This window comes from Phyllobacterium sp. P30BS-XVII (assembly GCF_014138335.1).
GTDB classification, from domain to species: Bacteria; Pseudomonadota; Alphaproteobacteria; order Rhizobiales; family Rhizobiaceae; genus Phyllobacterium; species Phyllobacterium meliloti.
Genome location: NZ_JACGXO010000001.1, coordinates 336,341 through 352,854 on the forward strand (window position 1 = coordinate 336,341; position 16,514 = coordinate 352,854).

Genomic DNA, 16,514 nt, shown 5'->3' on the forward strand with positions numbered 1-16,514 from the left:
GCTTTCACCCCCAGCCCCTCAAACCTAAACGTGCTGACCGCCATTGATGTGGATTTCCGAACCCGTGACATAGGAGGACGCCTCCGAGCACAGGAAGTAAATCGTCTCCGCAACCTCGGCGGTTCTGCCCAGACGACGCAGCGGCAGTTGCTCCACCAGTTTATCGGTTCCCGGCGACAGGATTGCCGTATCGATCTCTCCGGGTGCTATCGCATTGACGCGAATGCCATGCGGACCAAAATCCGATGCCATTTCGCGTGTGAGCGAGGCGAGGGCGGCTTTCGATGTTGCATAGGCGGTACCGGCGAACGGATGAACGCGGCTTCCGGCAATGGAGGTCACATTGACGACTGATCCCTGTCCTGCCTCCAACTCCTTGAACAGACCCCGCGCCAGCATGATGGGCGCGAAGAAGTTCACCTGAAACACCGTCGACCATGTCTGCATCGGTGTCTCAATGGAATCCAGCCTGTTTCCACCCGAATTCTTGGGTGAAATACCGGCATTGTTGATCAAAGCGTGCAGTTTGCCGCCTTCAACTTCAAGCCTTTTGCGAATTTCCAGAACCGCATGATCCACATCAGCAGGGTCAGCGAGATCGACCTTGATATGATCGTCAGGACCGGCGGGCCAGGGGCAATCATCGGAAAAATCCTGACGCGAGCAGGTGATGACACGCCAGCCGGCGCGGGAAAACCGCTTGACCGTCGCGTGGCCGATGCCACGGCTTGCGCCAGTCAAGACGAGGACTTTGCGTGCTTCATCGCTACTCATGGGAATTCTCCGTTTGCAAGAGCCATAGAGCAAGCGCCTGATAAAGGGAACTGCTGCCGTTTTCATTTTGGCGTGTGTGATCAGGCTCTGCGAAATTCGCGGATATTCCATTGCTGCTGTTGATCCACCGGAGCGAAGCAAATATCGTGACCGAAATTTGAGGGGGAAGCATGAACGGATATATCCTCGCGATCGATCAGGGCACCACATCGAGCCGCGCCATCATCTTTGACAAGAACCGCAAGGTGGTTGGAAAAAGCCAGCAGGAATTTACCCAGATCTACCCCCAATCAGGCTGGGTCGAGCATGATCCGGAAGAAATCTGGCAATCCGTGCTCAGCACCTGCGAGGTGGCCATAGAGAATGCCAAGATTCAGGCTGGCGATGTTGCTGCTATCGGCATTACCAACCAGCGGGAAACCGTCATTGTCTGGGACAAAGTAACAGGTAAGCCCATCCACAATGCCATTGTCTGGCAGGATCGGCGCACCGCATCTTTGTGCCAGAAACTGAAAAAGCAGGGCTTGGAAAAGAAGTTTACCAAAAAGACCGGCCTGCTGCTCGATCCCTATTTTTCCGGCACCAAGCTTGCGTGGATTCTCGACAAGGTGCCCGGCGCGCGCAAACGCGCGGTTAATGGTGAGTTGCTGTTCGGCACGGTTGATAGCTTCCTGATCTGGCGTCTTACCGGCGGCAAGGTCCATGCCACTGACGCCACCAACGCCTCACGCACTCTGCTGTTCAATATTGCGACCAATGAATGGGACGATGAACTGCTGGATATATTGCGCGTTCCTCGCGCCATGCTGCCCGATGTCAAGGATTGCGCGGCCAATTACGGTTTCGCCGAAGCATCGCTGCTGGGTGCCGATATTCCTATTCTCGGCGTTGCAGGCGACCAGCATGCGGCAACCATCGGTCAGGCATGTTTTGAGCCCGGCATGTTCAAGTCCACCTATGGTACCGGCTGCTTTGCCATCCTCAACACCGGCAGCGACATGGTGCTGTCAAAGAACCGGCTGCTCACGACGATTGCCTATCGGCTGAACGGCAAGACGACCTATGCGCTTGAAGGGTCGATTTTCATTGCCGGAGCGGCGGTGCAATGGCTGCGTGATGGATTGAAGATCATTGGTTCGGCACCTGAAACCGGCAAGCTCGCCGATCAGGCCGATCCCAGCCAGAATGTCTATCTCGTACCTGCCTTCGTTGGCCTCGGCGCTCCGCATTGGGATGCGGAAGCGCGCGGGGCGATCTATGGCCTCACGCGCAATTCCGGCCCGGCGGAATTTGCCCGTGCAGCACTGGAATCGGTCGCCTATCAGACCCGTGACCTGCTTGATGCCATGCGCAAGGACTGGAAATCATCAGATACGAAAACGGTGCTGCGCGTCGATGGCGGCATGGTCGCGTCAGACTGGACCATGCAACGCCTTGCGGACATTCTCGACGCACCTGTTGATCGTCCGACGATCCTCGAAACCACAGCACTCGGTGCGGCATGGCTTGCCGGGTCAAAGGCTGGAATCTGGCCAAACCGGCGTGAATTTTCAAAAACATGGGAGCGTGATATGCGCTTTACCCCCGAGATGGATGAGAAGACCCGTAAGGCAAAAATCGCCGGCTGGAAAATCGCGGTCAAACGGACCCTGACGCACTAGGCTGCAAGAGGTACGGCCGTCTCTTCTTTCCTTTGATAGGCAAGCCTGCGCCAGTTTCTGGAAGCATAGGCATGGGCTTGCCGCAAGGATATCCAGAGGCCCAGTTGCTTAAGCGGGCGCAGCGCTCCGGCGGCGGCAAATCGGGTTGTCCGTTCAACATGGGTTCTGCCATCGGGTAAAGGCGTCAGAGTGAACGTATCTTCGAGATATCCAACCCAGTCTCGACACCAGACAGTGCTTTCCTGCATTTTGTACTGCAACTGCCTGTTTTCATCGAAAATGAGAATGCGCTGATTAATCGTGCCACGGTCCGTCGTGCACTGCCGGGTATTGCCGACCGCCGCCCTGCCTTCCAGCACGCGGCAACTTATGGGCTTTGGAACACCGAACCGAAACAGGAGCGGACGCGTATTGTCCATCTTGGCATGAAGAAAATGCGGCCAGATATGCTGCGGCTCGCAATCGAATACCCATTCGGACTGGATCATCATCTCTGTTCTCCATCGGACAATTCATTTAGTTAATTACCTTATTGATTTATTGTTCTTCGTCAACAGTTAGTTGAAAAACTAATTAACTTATTGTATGAGGGGGATATGACCGTCCAACTCATCTTCGAAGCCCTCGCATCGCCCGTACGGCGAAAGATTCTTGCTTACGTGGCCCACACCGAGCTTAATGCCGGTGACATCGCCGCGCGCTTCAATATGACAAAGCCATCCATTTCGCAGCATTTGTCATTGCTGGAAAATGCCGGGCTTATATCCAGTGAGAAGCGCGGCAAATATGTCTATTATCGTCAGGTATCCGATACGCTGGCGAGCACATTGACCGGGTTTGTGCAGGATATCTGCCCAATTGGGCGACCGCTGCGCCGTGAAAGCGCAGAAATCGCCGAACGGAAGCAACCGGCTGAGGAGTAGAACTTTCCTCAATTCCCCATGATCAGGTCGAACAGCGTCGTCTTGCGACCTTTCTGGCCGTTGCCGCCGACATCGCCCGGTGGTGTAGGACGTGTCGAGCCTGTCTGGTCTTCCAGCCCTACCGATGGCACAGGCGCACCCGGATTAAGCTGAGCCGATGGAACACCTTCTGCAGCCGGGACGGAATCGGGCAGTGCATCATTGCCGTCAATGACGGTTTCATTCATGCGGTAACTGCCGGGCAATTCGGCAACCGGTACGCCCTTATGCGCGGCAACCATGAATTCCTTCCAGGCCAGTGCAGGCAAGCCGCCGCCGGTGACTTTCTTTGTTGGCTTGCCATCATCATTGCCGAACCACACACCGGTGGTCAGGTTCGACGTATAGCCAATGAACCATGCATCGCGGAAATTCTGGCTGGTGCCGGTCTTGCCAGCCGCTGGCCAACCAAATTTTGCTTTGGTGGCCGTACCGCTTTCGACAGTCTGGCGCAGCATCGCATTCATCATGCCGACATTGCGCTCGCTGATCACCTGATCCTGCTTGGGGCTTTTATATTCATAAAGCACCTTGCCTTCATTGGTGGTGATACGGCGGATGATATGAACCGGTGCCTTGTAGCCGCCATTGGCAAAGGGCACGAAAGAATCGGTGAGTTCCAGAAGGGTGACTTCCGAAGTTCCCAGCGCAAGTGAGGCATTGGCGTTAAGGTTCGAGACAATACCAAGCCGATGCGCCGTATCCACAACAGTGCTCGGCCCGACTTCCATAACCAGCTGCGCGGAAACCGAATTCAGCGAACGAGCCAACGCCTCCGCCAATGTGACCTTGCCGAAATATTTGCCGTTGTAATTGCCGGGCGTCCAGTTGCCGATGCGGATCGGTGCGTCGACACGCACGGATTCGGGCGTGCGTCCCTGCTCCAGTGCCGAGAGATAGACAAATGGTTTGAACGTGGAGCCCGGCTGGCGTTTGGCTTCACTGGCCCGGTCGAACTGGCTGTTGGCGTAGTCATAGCCGCCTACCAGTGCGCGAACAGCCCCTGTACCATCGACGGAAACAAGCGCGCCCTGTGAAACATTCAGCTTTTCGCCGTTTTTCTGGATGAGATCACGGATCGAGGCCTCACCGAGCTTTTGCAAGCCAAGATCCACCGTCGTGTCGATGACCACGTCGGCGCGCACATCCCCGATAAGGTCAGGCAGTTCTTCCATAACCCGGTCGGCGACATAGTGCTCCGAGCCGCTCCAATAGGCAGCGGCTCGGGTCGCGGGCTGCTTCATGGCAAAGGTCAATTCCTTGTCGCCAATCATGCCCTGATCGCGCATGGCAGCGAGCACAAGCTGCGAGCGCTCCGCCGCAGCTTTGGGATCGCGGGCTGGAGACAGGCGTGAGGGAGCCTTGAGGAGACCGGCGATGACAGCCGCTTCGGACAGGCTGACATCATGGGCCGATTTGTTGAAATAGCGCCGTGAGGCAGCGGCAACACCGTAGGAGCCGGAACCCAGATAAACCCGGTTCAGATACATCTCCAGAATCTGATCTTTCGAATATTTATGCTCAAGCCACAGCGCAAGCAACACTTCCTGCACCTTGCGCTCCAATGTGCGGTCCGGGGTCAGGAACAGGTTTTTTGCCAGCTGCTGCGTGATGGTCGAGCCGCCCTGAACCAACCGTCCGGAGACCAGATTTGTCGCCATGGCGCGCACGAAGCCGATGGGATCAACGCCGAAATGCGAATAGAAGCGCCGGTCTTCAATAGCAACCACGGCCTGCGGCAGATAAGGCGACATCTGGTGCAGTCCAATGGCTTCGCCGCCCGTAGCACCGCGATTGGCAATCAGATCGCCTTCAACCGAAACGATTTTCACATTGGGCGGACGATCAGGGATCGACCATGTGGTTGTCTGGGGCATTTTTGCAGCAAAATAGATGACAGTGCCTGCCACTGCGATACCGCCCCAGATACACAGAACAAACGACCAATAGACCAGACGCCGCAAAAGGCCGAAGAAGCCGCGACGCTGCCCCCGCCCGGAACGGCTGCGCTTTGATCTGGCGGATTTGCGCGGCGACGTCCTGCGCTTCTGGCTCCGCACGGGTCTGTCCTCGGGGTCAGCACGCATGTCATCGTCATCCGAACGGCGGTTCGAACTGAACCCCGGCTCGATGCGTTGTCTGCCCTTGTCGCGTGATGCCATTGACTGAAATACCCGCCCCAACCGGTGCCGCAAAATCCTTTGCGACCCGTTGCAGGGTAAATGCGGCGATTTAAGGTGGGGTTAAAACCGCGTTCACTTTTCCGGAACAACAACCGGCTCGCCTTTTCTGACGATATATGTTGCTAGCTCCGACGTTTTGCCGCTGCTGACGTTCTTCGCAACGTGGGCAACGCCATCGGGAATAAACAGTGCCTCACCCGCCTTGAGCGTTACGGGCGGCCTGCCTTCAAGCTGGTACTCCATTGTTCCTTCAAGCACATAGGCAACCTCAACACCGGGATGGGAGTGCTTTATGGAGACAGCGCCCGGTTCGAAATCGACCCGCACCTGACTGAATTCGCGCCCGGCGACACCGAGGTCATTGTGCAGAACATCGGTCCTTTGAACCGCCTGTTGCTGTGCATGTGCCAGAGACAGCGGCATGCCGATCCCGAAAGCCAGCACCGCAGCAGCCATGATACGCGTTGTTTTCATGTCATCATCCTTTCGCACCTTAAATGGCGGATGAACTTCCCATTCATCCGACGTCCGGATTTGAACGCAGGCTTGTATCCGGGATATTTCGGCTTGGAGGATTTTTGTAACACCATGTATTTGCCCCAAAGGATATATCGGTCTGTGTGTTCCGCAGCCTGGGCTTATCGAACCAATTGTTTTCATTACGAAATCGTAATGCCACCAGTCATCTCCCGTTCATTTTCGCAACGCTACGTTGTCTTCACGGAGCGAAACAAACGCTCGCGCTACAAAGGAGACGACCATGAAACGCATTACTCTTCTCGTCCTTTCGGGCACCTTCCTCACGGTATTTGCCGCCGGTGGAGCATTCGCCCAGACCGAGACCCCTGCAAAGGACCCTGCCCCGGTAGCAACGGATGCAGCAGCAAATGCCGGCCATTCGAAACGCGCAAAAATCGATGCCAATGATGATGGCGTGGTTGATCTTGCCGAGTTCACCAACATGGATCGCCTGAAGCAGGCCGACACCAATGGCGACGGCACGCTTTCCAAGGAGGAAATCGATGCCATGGCCTTGAAGCAGCTGGTGGAACAGCGGGCGCGCCGCATCACCAACCGTCTTGATGTCAATGGCGACGGGGTGGTGACACTTGCCGAAGTTGAAAAACAGAAGGCAAAGCGATTTGCGCTATTGGATCGCAACGATGATGGAAAGCTCGATAAGAGCGAATTGCGGCACGGTTGGAAGCATCACAAAGGCCGCGAACATGGCGGGCACAAGCATCGTCATCATGCCGATAGTGAGAAGCCAGCCCCCAAGGAATAATTGACGAGTGGGTGGCGGTCGCCCCCGGCAGGCGACCGCCATCAGACTGGTATCAGCCAAGCCGCATGGATAGTTCAACATCCTCGCCAAACGGCGTAGAAAGATACCCGTTCGCAGGCGAGCGCACATAAGCAAGATATTCAGGGCTATAATCGGCATTATCAGCGACGATGAATGCTCCCGGCCGCAGACGGCTCTCCATCAGACCGAGGATTTCCGGATAAAGTGCCTTGGCACCGTCGAGCAGAAGCAGGTCCACTGTTTCAGGAAGGTCAACGCCCAGCGTCTGCAAGGCATCGCCCTCGCGGATTTCCACCAGATCGATGAGACCACCATCGGTCAGGTTCCTGCGCGCCCGCACCACTTTTGACGGTTCGAACTCACTGGTGATCAGGTAGCCACCGCCATTGTCCCGCAAGGCTGCGGCCAGATGCAGGGTAGAGATACCGAAAGATGTTCCGAATTCCACGATCGTGCGTACATTGCCGCTTCGTGTCAGCATGTAGAGCAACACGCCGGTCTCTCGCGAGACGGCAAGCGGCAGATCCTTGAGGCGCCCGTAAAAATCGAGGTAGTCGGTTTTGCTGCGCATAAGGCGCGACCGCTCGGCAGAGGAGAGCGCGGCCACCGCAGGGCTCTCCTGCACGGACTGGCTGTCGGCCTCTTCGAACAAGCGATCCAACAGCGGCGCCAGCGGGGTTGATGTCAGGGTGGTCATAGGCAGTCTCCGGTTTGAATTGAGCGCTTGCTTGCGCCGGATCAAAAATACGACTAATTCGTCATATTCGCTATTCGCATTGCCGGAGGCCGCCATGACGGATCGACCAAGAGCCCAGATTTCCTCAAGAAAACAGCCCAAACAGGCACGCTCGGCGGACCTTGTTGCCGCAATTTTGGATGCAGCTGTTCAGGTTTTGGAAAAGGAAGGTGCCCAGCGTTTCACCACCGCAAGGGTGGCCGAGAAAGCCGGTGTCAGCGTCGGCTCGCTCTATCAATATTTTCCGAACAAGGCAGCAATTCTCTTCCGGCTTCAAGGAGACGAATGGCGGCAGACGAGCGATTTGATGCGCAACATTCTCGAAAACGTTGCGCAGCCGCCTTTTGAACGGCTCCGTATATTGGTTCACGCCTTTATTCGCTCCGAATGCGCTGAGGCGGCGATCCGTATGGCACTCCACGATGCCGCCCCGCTTTATCGCGATGCACCGGAATCGCGGGAAGCGCGCGCCTCGGGAGCCCGCACCTTTGCAACCTTCATGCGGGAGATACTACCCAAGGCTTCGCCAGAGGTCCTCGCCTTGGCGGTTGATCTGATCGCAACGACATTCAGCAGCGTGGGAAAACAGTTTTCGGAAAGCCCACGAACTCCTGAGGAGATCGAAGCCTATTCGGAGGCCATGGCCGATATGTTTTGTGCTTACCTCAAGGACCTCGGCGGCCGCGCAAATTGATACTGGAACCGGGGCTAGAGCCTCAGCGGCATGGAAAGCAAAGCGCGGAACCTTCCGGTCTCATCATGCCCCGCATTGCACGAGCCAATACCGGGAAACCGGGTTTCCAAACGATGGGCAACGTTGGCAAGACCGATACCCATGCCCTGGATTTTAGCCGGCCCCGCCATACTGGACTTGGCACTGTCATTTTCCACCGTCAGATACAGAACCTGCCCGCTGCTTGTGGCGCTGATGGTTATCTCGACCATACCCGGCGTGGTACCCACACCATGTTTGATGGCGTTTTCGATCAATGGTTGAAGTATGAGGTTTGGAACAAGCGCGTCTTCAAGCTCCGCTGCAACATCGATGCGCACCTTCATTCGATCAGAGAAGCGCTCACCTTCAATGTTCAGGTACTCAGCCTGCAAGGCCAGCTCTTCACCCAGCCGAACGTCATTCATCGGGTCAATTTCAAGGGTGGTGCGCAGGAATGAGGAAAGAGACAACACCATACGCCCGGCGCTTTTGGTTGCGCCCTCTTCTATCAACCCGGCTATGGAATTGAGCGTATTGAAGAGAAAGTGCGGATTGACCTGATAGCGCAGCGCGCGCATTTGCGCCGAGAGGGCTTCCTCCCGCGAGGCCGCCAGCAACCGTTCATTTTCCCGCATCTCATAGGCATAGAGGATGGATATGAACAGACAGGACCAGCCGAAAAACAGCGACATATCGTAAACGAGTGTATAGCCAAAATCAGTGAAGTTGAATTTTGCCACCTCGGGCCATGCACTCACCACATAGACAAGGTGATCGCAGACCGAATGCATGGCGCCACCCACTATGGCCAGCGAAAAGCACGCGAATATTTTTACGGCCAGATTGGCGTTTCTCAACCTGAACAGGACGAATGTAATTGAGAATGTTATGAGCAAACTGAACAATGACAAGATGAGCTTGGCAATGATCGAGTTGATCTGCGTCAGGCCCAGAATCTGGAACAGCGTATTGCTGATGACAAATTCACTGGCCCAGTAAAACAGACCCAAGCGGAATGCTGTTCGCCGTATGTCTGTGACATACGAACCATCATTCACCGCGACCCTTTCTTGGACATATTCCATAGCGCTCTTATCCCCCAAACAACCGCATCTGTCGAGGAACGCGTAACCGTCTGAGCCAACGGGATTGGCGGGAAGAGAAAACCCAAATTCTCTATTGTTTTCAGAGCACCAGAGCTGCCTGGGCTTGTTAGCGAATGAAACGGACGCTATGCCCATCCGGTAACAAAGAGAAAGGCAATTCCATGAACATGATGTCCCTGCCAGCTATCCTCGGCATATCGGCTGGAGCCGCTATCGTGACCACATTCTCAAAAAAGAATCGCGAGAAAACAGCAGCAAAAAGGGCATTGTTATTTGTTGGCGGCTTTGCGGCCACTCTCGTGGTGCTTCTCGCTCTCAACTTCGGCATCTATTATTCCAAGACTGCCTGATGCCTTTAAGGCAGCTTTGATGGAAACGCCGCCCTTACCGGCGGCGTTTGATTTTCGTAACAACGATCAGACCGGCTGTGCCAGAAAATCGATGTGATCACCGTCAAATGTGTTCACATCATTCATGATTGCAGCAATGTCAGTTCCCCGATGAAGCAGGTTTCCTTCCGGGGTAATGACCGAAACCTTGTAGCCAAGCGAAAACAGGAACCCCAGATAGTCTTCCGGTTTGACACTCGATATCCATCCGATCAAGCTGGGATTGAATTCACTGATAATCAGCGGACGGAAACGCCGGAGTGTCCGGATCATCCCGTTCAGTGCCTTATACTCCGCCCCTTCAATATCGATCTTGACGAAATCCACCCTGTCCCATTCATGCAGGACATCATCAAGACGCACACATGGCACGAGCCGCTTGATCTCAAGCGACTGGCCGGAAAAGACTGTCGCCGTTGTTCCGTTTGATGATGACCCGCTCAACGAGAGAACATCCGTCCTGTCGCTCACCGCTGTCAGCAGAATTTCGATCTGGGTGAAGGCATTGGCGTCACGGCTTGCGGCAAGCAACCGGCCATTTTCCACATTCGGCTCAACAGAAAGAACGCGCCCGGTATGGCCCACCAGCGCCGCCGACAGCATTGAGAAATATCCGATATTGGCACCAATATCGACCACGCGCATGCCCGGCTTCACACACTCCTGGAAAATGCGGGTGACATTCGGCTCATAGGCACCGGAGACGATGTGTTCGCCGACATCACCGTCGTTACGGTCGGCAAAGACCCAGGTGTTATTGATGAACACTTTCTCCAAACCCGTCTGCGCCGGGGGATCGAGCATGCGACGGCCCTGAAACTCAAGGGAGTTCAGATATTTCCTCACGACAGTTTCAAGCGGCAAACCAACAAATGTATAGTGGTCTTTCTCCACTTCGTTCATCAGGCGTCCAAGTATCAACCGGAAACAGTAGTCAATGTCTGCCGCTGTCGCTTCCATAGGCCGGTCGTCCTCCTTTTAACTTTACGCATCACCTTATGACGTCATGTATACAAAATTAGATTGCAGAAAATCGAATATCACAAGATTTTTTTCGTTCGCCTATTTGAAAAAATACTTTGAGCGATTTTAACCGCTCGCCAGTTTAACTTTATGCCTTCGACGTAAATCATTGGAAATCGACAGAAGCGTCAATCAATGCTTTGATTGGCATATTCAATCGATCGCGAGGGGGTTCGGTCGATAATTTTTGCGTTTTATATGAAAATAAAACAATTGAAGTGAAACAAGAAGCTGCTAGAACGGCCTCATTCACAGCGGGGAGATATCCGATGAAACTATACGGACACGGTTTAAAACTGATTTTGGCAATGGGTTTTCTATGCGGCACGATCAACTGGGCGCAGGCGGATGCCACGAATCCCACAAGCGATCTTAAAGGAACAAGCGACAATGCGCAGGTTAAGCGCTATGACGGCTCCTTCATTGTCAGCTATGAGAAGTTCTCCTTCACGGACTTCTCCGTACCGCTTGCCCCATTGAAGGCGAGCGAAAACACCGAGGAGCGGGACAGCATGAACAACAGTGTTTTTGCTCCGGAAAAGAAACTCGATGTCGAGGGCGCGCTGACCCGGATCACCTATGTGACACCGGCCGAGCGTTCACCGCTTGAAGTGTTGCGCAATTACGAGGACGAAATCACAGCTGCCAAGGGCGAAATCCTGTTCGAATGTAAATCCGAAGGTTGTGGTGGTGACGCGACACGCTCGGCCAGCGGCGGCGGCGGCGATATGAGCCTGATGATGCAGTTCTTCCACGAGGCTGATCTCAAGGATGCGGCGTTTTCCAACGGCGCCTGTGCGCTCACATCACATATCAAAGATCAGCGGTTCTTCGCGGCGAAACTGTCAGCAGCTGATGGTGACACCTATGTCACCGTGCAGACCTATACTCTTCTTGATGATCTCTATTGCAAGGAGTTGAATGGACGTACGATCGCTCTGGTGCATGTGCTTGAGCCTAAATCCCGCGACAAGAAAATGGTTGTCGTCGGCGCCAAGGAAATGGCCAGCTCTCTCGGCTCGCAGGGGAGTATCTCGCTCTATGGTATTTATTTTGACACGGACAAGGCAGAGCTGAAGGCGGAATCTGCGCCGACATTAAAGGAAATCGCCGGTCTTCTCGAATCCGATCCCAAATTGTCCGTGATCATCGTTGGCCATACGGATAATCAGGGTAAATTTGCCTACAATGCCGATCTCTCAGGCAAGCGGGCGGCGGCGGTCAAGAAGGACCTTGTCTCCACCTACAAGATCAAGGCGGATCGCCTGACAACTGCAGGTGCCGGGATGATGGCACCTGTTGCCAGCAACGACAACGAGGAAGGCCGCGCCAAGAACCGCCGGGTCGTTCTGGTCAAGCTGAACTAGATGGAATTCAATCGGGCCGCGCCTGAAAAGGTGCGGCTCATGGTTGAGAAGTTTGCGCGGGATGGTTAGGTTATGAGGAGAAGCAGCATCAATACAGTGCGTGGTATGTGGTGCGTGGTTCGACAAGCTCACCATGAGGGAGATGGGTGATGAAAGGCTAATGGCAGAGATTGCACTTCGCCAAGTTTGCAGAACTTGACTCCCTTTCATCACCCATCTCCCTCATGGTGAGCTTGTCGAACCACACACCCATAAACCACTCACTCTTGCGCTGCAAAACGCCCCATACTGGAGTAGATAATGCGGTTTGTCGTTCTTGCCTGTGCGTTGATGATCCTGAACGGTTGCGGTGGCGGCGCCATTGCACGGCTGAACCCATCACCGGACTCTGAAGCGCAATACCGTCTTGGCGGGTGTCAGCTGCGGGGGCATGGAACCTGCAAGGAACAGCTTGATCCGGCAGCCACGCAAGCGCCGCCGGGCACGCCAGCCAGCTGAAATTGCTCTTCAATCCGAATTAATACATTGGCGCATTTTGTCGATTCTTGGCGCGCGAAAAGATTATTATTCTTGTGCTCTTGAAAATCGAACGCAGCAGTTATATTTTAGTGTTGCGTAACGAGCGGTTCTCCTCCCATTTTTTCGCTCGTTACGTGTTCCCCTCTGGACGCATTTGCGTTCACAATTCGCCGGGCTCTTGCCCGGCTTTTTTGTATCTTGATCCGGCAAGATGATATTCCGAGCCAATTGGCCACCCGGATCGCCCGTTCGCAGCGTATTTTTGCTACCATCACCTGAATTTTACTTCCCGTTTTGAATTATCGCGTATCAAAGAGAGTAAAATCGGGGGGACGGACCAATCATGAACGCTGGCGAGAAAATGCGCGTCGACTGGGTCGATATTGCCAAAGGCATCTGCATTATCTTTGTCGTGATGATGCACTCGGTGCTCGGCGTCGAGAGCGCCGCCGGAGCGCGTGGCTGGATGCACCCGGTCGTGTCTTTTGCCCAGCCATTCCGCATGCCTGATTTCTTTCTGATCTCCGGTCTGTTTCTCGGGCTGGTAATTGATCGCTCATGGCGGCGCTATGCCGATCGAAAGATTGTGCATTTCATCTATTTTTATCTGCTCTGGCTGACGATCCAGTTTCTGTTCAAGGCACCGGGTATCGTCGGCGAAAGCGGCGTTGGCGGCGCTGTCAGCGCTTATCTGCTTGCACTTGTTCAACCGTTCGGCACGCTCTGGTTCATTTATCTCCTGCCGATATTCTTTGTCGTCACGCGGCTCGTCAAATCCATCAATGTCTGGATCGTTCTGCTCATTGCCGCTGCTCTCGAAACGTTCCCTATCCACACGGGTTGGCTTGTGCTTGACGAATTCTGCAGCCGCTACGTCTTTTTCTTTGCCGGTTATGCCTTTGCGCCGGTGATTTTTGAGCTGGCGCAGTGGTTGAGACAACGGCCATGGACGGCGCTTCTCATTCTTGGCGTATGGGCGTTCGTTAATGGATGGCTGGTGTTTCATCCGGCGTCGGCACCCTTTGCTGCCTGGATCCCCGAAGAGGCCTATACGTCAGGCGGGCTTGGCGGATGGAGCAATGTGCCCATCATCTCACTGCTGGCAGGTTTTGCCGGGGCATTGGCCATCGTTTCGATTTCGGCTTTGATCGCCAGGCTTGGCTCCGTACCCGCAGTACAATGGTTTGTCCGTGCTCTGCGTTGGCTTGGTGCCCATTCCATTGTCGTCTATCTGGCGTTCTTCCTGCCGATGGCGATCGCAAGAACCCTTCTGCTGCGATCAGGCTTCATTACGGATATCGGCACGATTTCGGTGCTCACCATCATCAGCGGCGTGCTGGGACCAGTTATCCTTTATGGACTGGTCCAGTGGACAGGTTATGGCCAGTTCCTGTTCAGGCGCCCGCAATGGGCCCATATAGACAGCGCGCCCACACCGCATGGCAGGGGCGCGCTCGCATCGGCTGAATGATCTATCAGCTGTGGGCGAAAATATCCTGTTCGTCCCAACCCATCAGATCAAGCTTGGAGCGGGTCGGCAGGAACTGGAAACAGGCAGCAGCCTCTTCCGCGCGTCCGTCACGCTTCAGCCGCTCGATGAGAATGGCACTGAGGCGATGCAGATAAAGCACGTCCGACGCCGCATATTCGAGCTGTGCCTGTGACAATTCAGGGGCGCCCCAGTCTGACGATTGCTGCTGCTTGGACAGGTTCACGTCAAGCAATTCGCTGCAAATCTCTTTCAGGCCATGCCGGTCCGTATAGGTGCGGGTCAGGCGCGAGGCAATCTTGGTGCAGAAAACCGGCTTCGGCATGACACCGAAGGCGTGATAGAGGACTGCAAGGTCAAAACGGCCAAAATGGAAAATCTTGGTGATGGCGTCATCACCAAGAAGTTTCACCAGATTGGGGGCTGATGTCTGTCCCTTGTCGATCTGGATGACATCCGCCGAGCCATCGCCGGGCGAAATCTGCACAACGCATAGCCGGTCACGATGGGGGTTGAGCCCCAGGGTTTCCGTGTCGATAGCGACGGCATTGACCTGATAATTGGCAAGGTCGGGCAGATCATTGCGGTGAAAGCGGATGGTCATCAAAATCTCTCCGGTTTTATTTCGCCAGCACGTCAAGAATGCGTGCCCACGAGCGCTGCCCCTTGTGGAAGGAATTCAGCTCATATTTTTCATTGGGGGAATGGATACGGTCATCTTCAAGACCGAAGCCAACGAGCAGCGATTCCATGCCGAGCATATGCTGGAAATCGCCAACAATCGGAATGGAACCACCCATGGCGATGAGAACAGCTGGCTTTGGCCATTCATCGCTCAGCGCGGTCTTCGCCTTGGCCAGAAGCGGCGAGTCGTAGGAAAGCTGAATTGCCGGCGAGCCACCATGTTCGTGGAATTCCACCGAGCAGTCGGCAGGAATACGCGCCTTTACGAAGGCACGGAAAGCCTCGCGGATTTTTGCCGGGTTCTGCTTGTGGACAAGACGGAAAGACACTTTTGCGGAGGCCTGAGCCGCAATCACTGTCTTGAATCCCTGTCCGGTATAGCCGCCGATAACGCCGTTGATCTCCGCAGTTGGGCGCGCCCAAACCAGCTCCAGAATGGAACGGCCCTTCTCACCGGATGGAATGGACAGGCCGATAGGTCCAAGAAAGTTTTCAGGCGTGCAATCAAGCCCCTTCCATGTCTGCAATATCTGCGTTGGCGTCTCTTCAACTCCATCGTAGAAGCCCGGAACAGTCACGGCACCTGTCTCATCATGCAGATCAGCCAGAATCTTTGTGAGAATATGGATCGGGTTGGCAGCGGCGCCGCCGAACGAGCCGGAATGCAAATCGCGATCCGCAGCCTTCACAACAATTTCTTCGCCGACCAGACCGCGCAGACCAACGGAAATTGCCGGGGTTTGCATATCCCACATGCCCGTATCGCAAACGAGCGCGAAATCCGCCTTGAGTTCGTCCTTGTGGGCATTCAGGAAAGGTTTTAGCGACGGCGACCCGGACTCTTCCTCTCCTTCGAACAGAATGGAGATTTTTACCGGCAGCTTACCGTGTACTTCCTTGTAAGCGCGGCAAGCTTCGACAAAGGTCATCAACTGCCCCTTATCATCAGCCGTGCCACGACCGGTCAGAATCTTGCGGCCATTGCCCATATCCTTGATCTCAGGTGCAAAGGGATCGTTTTCCCACAGCTCAAGCGGGTCGACCGGCTGCACATCGTAGTGACCATAGAAGAGAACATGCGGCGCATCGGCGCTTGGTCCCTCATGGTGAGCCACGACCATGGGATGCCCCGGCGTGTCGCGCACGCTGGCGTCAAAACCAATGGTCTTCAAATCGGCAACCAGCCATTCGGCAGCCTTACGGCATTCTGCCTTGAATGCTGGATCGGTCGAAATGGACTTGATCTTCAACAGTTCGAACAGCCGTTCCAGACTTTTATCGAGATTGGCATCAAGGGCGTTCAAGACAGGTTCAAGCGCTGACATGGTATTTCCTGAATTTGTTGGACCGGGACTTATGAAGGGAATTCTTCTTAACCCATTTTCGGGAAAACGGCAGAAAAAAATGGACCCGAAAAAGAAATGGCCGCCGTGGCGGGGGGACCACAGGCGACCAGATCACTACACTCAGATGCGACAACCCGGAGAGGGGGGATGAGGTTGCCGCAAGTCCGGGGAAGGCGGGGGACGAGCCTTAAATCCCGGACATCGATCTAACGTCGACAAGTTGGATTTGGGTCTCAAACCGTGGCATTTCAAGG

General features: G+C 54.8%; 17 protein-coding genes. 8 read left to right on the forward strand and 9 right to left on the reverse strand.

Going from position 1 to position 16,514, the window contains the following annotated elements; genetic code table 11:
* Positions 1-24: 24 nt before the first annotated feature.
* Positions 25-774 (reverse strand): SDR family oxidoreductase, encoded by a 750-nt coding sequence (locus FHW17_RS01635; RefSeq protein WP_112528057.1) that lies wholly within the window; start codon positions 772-774, stop codon positions 25-27.
* A 170-nt stretch (positions 775-944) separates the two neighbouring features.
* Here FHW17_RS01635 and glpK point away from each other — a divergent pair, with 170 nt between their 5' ends.
* Positions 945-2,435, forward strand: coding sequence for a glycerol kinase GlpK (gene glpK, locus FHW17_RS01640; RefSeq protein ID WP_182509071.1), 1,491 nt, complete (start codon positions 945-947; stop codon positions 2,433-2,435).
* Here the strand turns inward: glpK and FHW17_RS01645 are convergent.
* The gene (locus FHW17_RS01645; protein WP_182509072.1) at positions 2,432-2,926 is read right to left on the reverse strand and encodes a hypothetical protein; all 495 of its coding nucleotides are present in this window, start codon (positions 2,924-2,926) and stop codon (positions 2,432-2,434) included. The genes glpK and FHW17_RS01645 overlap by 4 nt on opposite strands.
* A gap of 105 nt (positions 2,927-3,031) precedes the next feature.
* Here FHW17_RS01645 and FHW17_RS01650 point away from each other — a divergent pair, with 105 nt between their 5' ends.
* A complete protein-coding gene (locus FHW17_RS01650; protein ID WP_113095148.1) occupies positions 3,032-3,358 on the forward strand; it encodes a metalloregulator ArsR/SmtB family transcription factor in 327 nt (108 codons plus the stop codon).
* An 8-nt stretch (positions 3,359-3,366) separates the two neighbouring features.
* Here the strand turns inward: FHW17_RS01650 and FHW17_RS01655 are convergent, their stop codons facing one another.
* Together FHW17_RS01655 and FHW17_RS01660 are read right to left on the reverse strand one after the other, a co-directional pair.
* A complete protein-coding gene (locus FHW17_RS01655; protein WP_182509073.1) occupies positions 3,367-5,559 on the reverse strand; it encodes a transglycosylase domain-containing protein in 2,193 nt (730 codons plus the stop codon).
* Positions 5,560-5,652: 93 nt separating this feature from the next.
* The gene (locus FHW17_RS01660; protein ID WP_182509074.1) at positions 5,653-6,054 is read right to left on the reverse strand and encodes a cupin domain-containing protein; all 402 of its coding nucleotides are present in this window, start codon (positions 6,052-6,054) and stop codon (positions 5,653-5,655) included.
* A gap of 286 nt (positions 6,055-6,340) precedes the next feature.
* Between FHW17_RS01660 and FHW17_RS01665 the strand changes: the two genes are divergently transcribed.
* Positions 6,341-6,865 carry a calcium-binding protein gene (locus FHW17_RS01665; protein ID WP_182509075.1) on the forward strand — a complete coding sequence of 175 codons (525 nt, stop codon included), beginning with the start codon at positions 6,341-6,343 and terminating at the stop codon, positions 6,863-6,865.
* A gap of 52 nt (positions 6,866-6,917) precedes the next feature.
* Here FHW17_RS01665 and FHW17_RS01670 read toward each other — a convergent pair whose 3' ends face one another.
* A complete protein-coding gene (locus tag FHW17_RS01670; RefSeq protein WP_182509076.1) occupies positions 6,918-7,583 on the reverse strand; it encodes a class I SAM-dependent methyltransferase in 666 nt (221 codons plus the stop codon).
* Between the two features lie 94 nt (positions 7,584-7,677).
* Between FHW17_RS01670 and FHW17_RS01675 the strand changes: the two genes are divergently transcribed.
* The gene (locus tag FHW17_RS01675) at positions 7,678-8,316 is read left to right on the forward strand and encodes a TetR family transcriptional regulator (RefSeq protein ID WP_112528045.1); all 639 of its coding nucleotides are present in this window, start codon (positions 7,678-7,680) and stop codon (positions 8,314-8,316) included.
* A 14-nt stretch (positions 8,317-8,330) separates the two neighbouring features.
* Here FHW17_RS01675 and FHW17_RS01680 read toward each other — a convergent pair whose 3' ends face one another.
* Positions 8,331-9,422 (reverse strand): histidine kinase, encoded by a 1,092-nt coding sequence (locus tag FHW17_RS01680; protein WP_112528043.1) that lies wholly within the window; start codon positions 9,420-9,422, stop codon positions 8,331-8,333.
* Between the two features lie 182 nt (positions 9,423-9,604).
* On the opposite strand from FHW17_RS01680, the gene FHW17_RS01685 reads away from it, so the two are divergent.
* Positions 9,605-9,793, forward strand: a complete 189-nt coding sequence (locus FHW17_RS01685; protein WP_091878927.1) for a hypothetical protein — start codon at positions 9,605-9,607, stop codon at positions 9,791-9,793.
* 66 nt (positions 9,794-9,859) lie between these two features.
* On the opposite strand, the gene FHW17_RS01690 is transcribed toward FHW17_RS01685, so the two are convergent.
* On the reverse strand, positions 9,860-10,792 hold the full coding sequence (locus FHW17_RS01690; RefSeq protein ID WP_112528040.1) for an FkbM family methyltransferase: 933 nt from the start codon (positions 10,790-10,792) through the stop codon (positions 9,860-9,862).
* A gap of 332 nt (positions 10,793-11,124) precedes the next feature.
* Here FHW17_RS01690 and FHW17_RS01695 point away from each other — a divergent pair, with 332 nt between their 5' ends.
* From FHW17_RS01695 to FHW17_RS01705, 3 genes are all read left to right on the forward strand, one after another.
* Positions 11,125-12,222: an OmpA family protein gene (locus tag FHW17_RS01695; protein WP_112528038.1), complete on the forward strand. Its 1,098-nt coding sequence runs from the start codon at positions 11,125-11,127 to the stop codon at positions 12,220-12,222.
* Positions 12,223-12,522: 300 nt separating this feature from the next.
* On the forward strand, positions 12,523-12,720 hold the full coding sequence (locus FHW17_RS01700) for a hypothetical protein (RefSeq protein WP_112528036.1): 198 nt from the start codon (positions 12,523-12,525) through the stop codon (positions 12,718-12,720).
* Between the two features lie 364 nt (positions 12,721-13,084).
* Complete coding sequence (locus FHW17_RS01705) at positions 13,085-14,212, forward strand: acyltransferase family protein (protein WP_182509077.1); 1,128 nt, start codon at positions 13,085-13,087, stop codon at positions 14,210-14,212.
* A gap of 4 nt (positions 14,213-14,216) precedes the next feature.
* Here FHW17_RS01705 and FHW17_RS01710 read toward each other — a convergent pair whose 3' ends face one another.
* Together FHW17_RS01710 and FHW17_RS01715 are read right to left on the reverse strand one after the other, a co-directional pair.
* On the reverse strand, positions 14,217-14,834 hold the full coding sequence (locus FHW17_RS01710) for a ribonuclease D (RefSeq protein ID WP_182509078.1): 618 nt from the start codon (positions 14,832-14,834) through the stop codon (positions 14,217-14,219).
* A 16-nt stretch (positions 14,835-14,850) separates the two neighbouring features.
* Positions 14,851-16,239: a M20/M25/M40 family metallo-hydrolase gene (locus FHW17_RS01715; protein WP_112528032.1), complete on the reverse strand. Its 1,389-nt coding sequence runs from the start codon at positions 16,237-16,239 to the stop codon at positions 14,851-14,853.
* Positions 16,240-16,514: the final 275 nt, after the last annotated feature.

Bases quoted from the DNA above. Each gene is read 5' to 3' on its own strand.
- FHW17_RS01635 (WP_112528057.1), bottom strand. From the start codon at position 774: ATGAGTAGCGATGAAGCACGCAAAGTCCTCGTCTTGACTGGCGCAAGC.
- glpK (WP_182509071.1), top strand. From the start codon at position 945: ATGAACGGATATATCCTCGCGATCGATCAGGGCACCACATCGAGCCGC.
- FHW17_RS01645 (WP_182509072.1), bottom strand. From the start codon at position 2,926: ATGATGATCCAGTCCGAATGGGTATTCGATTGCGAGCCGCAGCATATC.
- FHW17_RS01650 (WP_113095148.1), top strand. From the start codon at position 3,032: ATGACCGTCCAACTCATCTTCGAAGCCCTCGCATCGCCCGTACGGCGA.
- FHW17_RS01655 (WP_182509073.1), bottom strand. From the start codon at position 5,559: ATGGCATCACGCGACAAGGGCAGACAACGCATCGAGCCGGGGTTCAGT.
- FHW17_RS01660 (WP_182509074.1), bottom strand. From the start codon at position 6,054: ATGAAAACAACGCGTATCATGGCTGCTGCGGTGCTGGCTTTCGGGATC.
- FHW17_RS01665 (WP_182509075.1), top strand. From the start codon at position 6,341: ATGAAACGCATTACTCTTCTCGTCCTTTCGGGCACCTTCCTCACGGTA.
- FHW17_RS01670 (WP_182509076.1), bottom strand. From the start codon at position 7,583: ATGACCACCCTGACATCAACCCCGCTGGCGCCGCTGTTGGATCGCTTG.
- FHW17_RS01675 (WP_112528045.1), top strand. From the start codon at position 7,678: ATGACGGATCGACCAAGAGCCCAGATTTCCTCAAGAAAACAGCCCAAA.
- FHW17_RS01680 (WP_112528043.1), bottom strand. From the start codon at position 9,422: ATGGAATATGTCCAAGAAAGGGTCGCGGTGAATGATGGTTCGTATGTC.
- FHW17_RS01685 (WP_091878927.1), top strand. From the start codon at position 9,605: ATGAACATGATGTCCCTGCCAGCTATCCTCGGCATATCGGCTGGAGCC.
- FHW17_RS01690 (WP_112528040.1), bottom strand. From the start codon at position 10,792: ATGGAAGCGACAGCGGCAGACATTGACTACTGTTTCCGGTTGATACTT.
- FHW17_RS01695 (WP_112528038.1), top strand. From the start codon at position 11,125: ATGAAACTATACGGACACGGTTTAAAACTGATTTTGGCAATGGGTTTT.
- FHW17_RS01700 (WP_112528036.1), top strand. From the start codon at position 12,523: ATGCGGTTTGTCGTTCTTGCCTGTGCGTTGATGATCCTGAACGGTTGC.
- FHW17_RS01705 (WP_182509077.1), top strand. From the start codon at position 13,085: ATGAACGCTGGCGAGAAAATGCGCGTCGACTGGGTCGATATTGCCAAA.
- FHW17_RS01710 (WP_182509078.1), bottom strand. From the start codon at position 14,834: ATGACCATCCGCTTTCACCGCAATGATCTGCCCGACCTTGCCAATTAT.
- FHW17_RS01715 (WP_112528032.1), bottom strand. From the start codon at position 16,239: ATGTCAGCGCTTGAACCTGTCTTGAACGCCCTTGATGCCAATCTCGAT.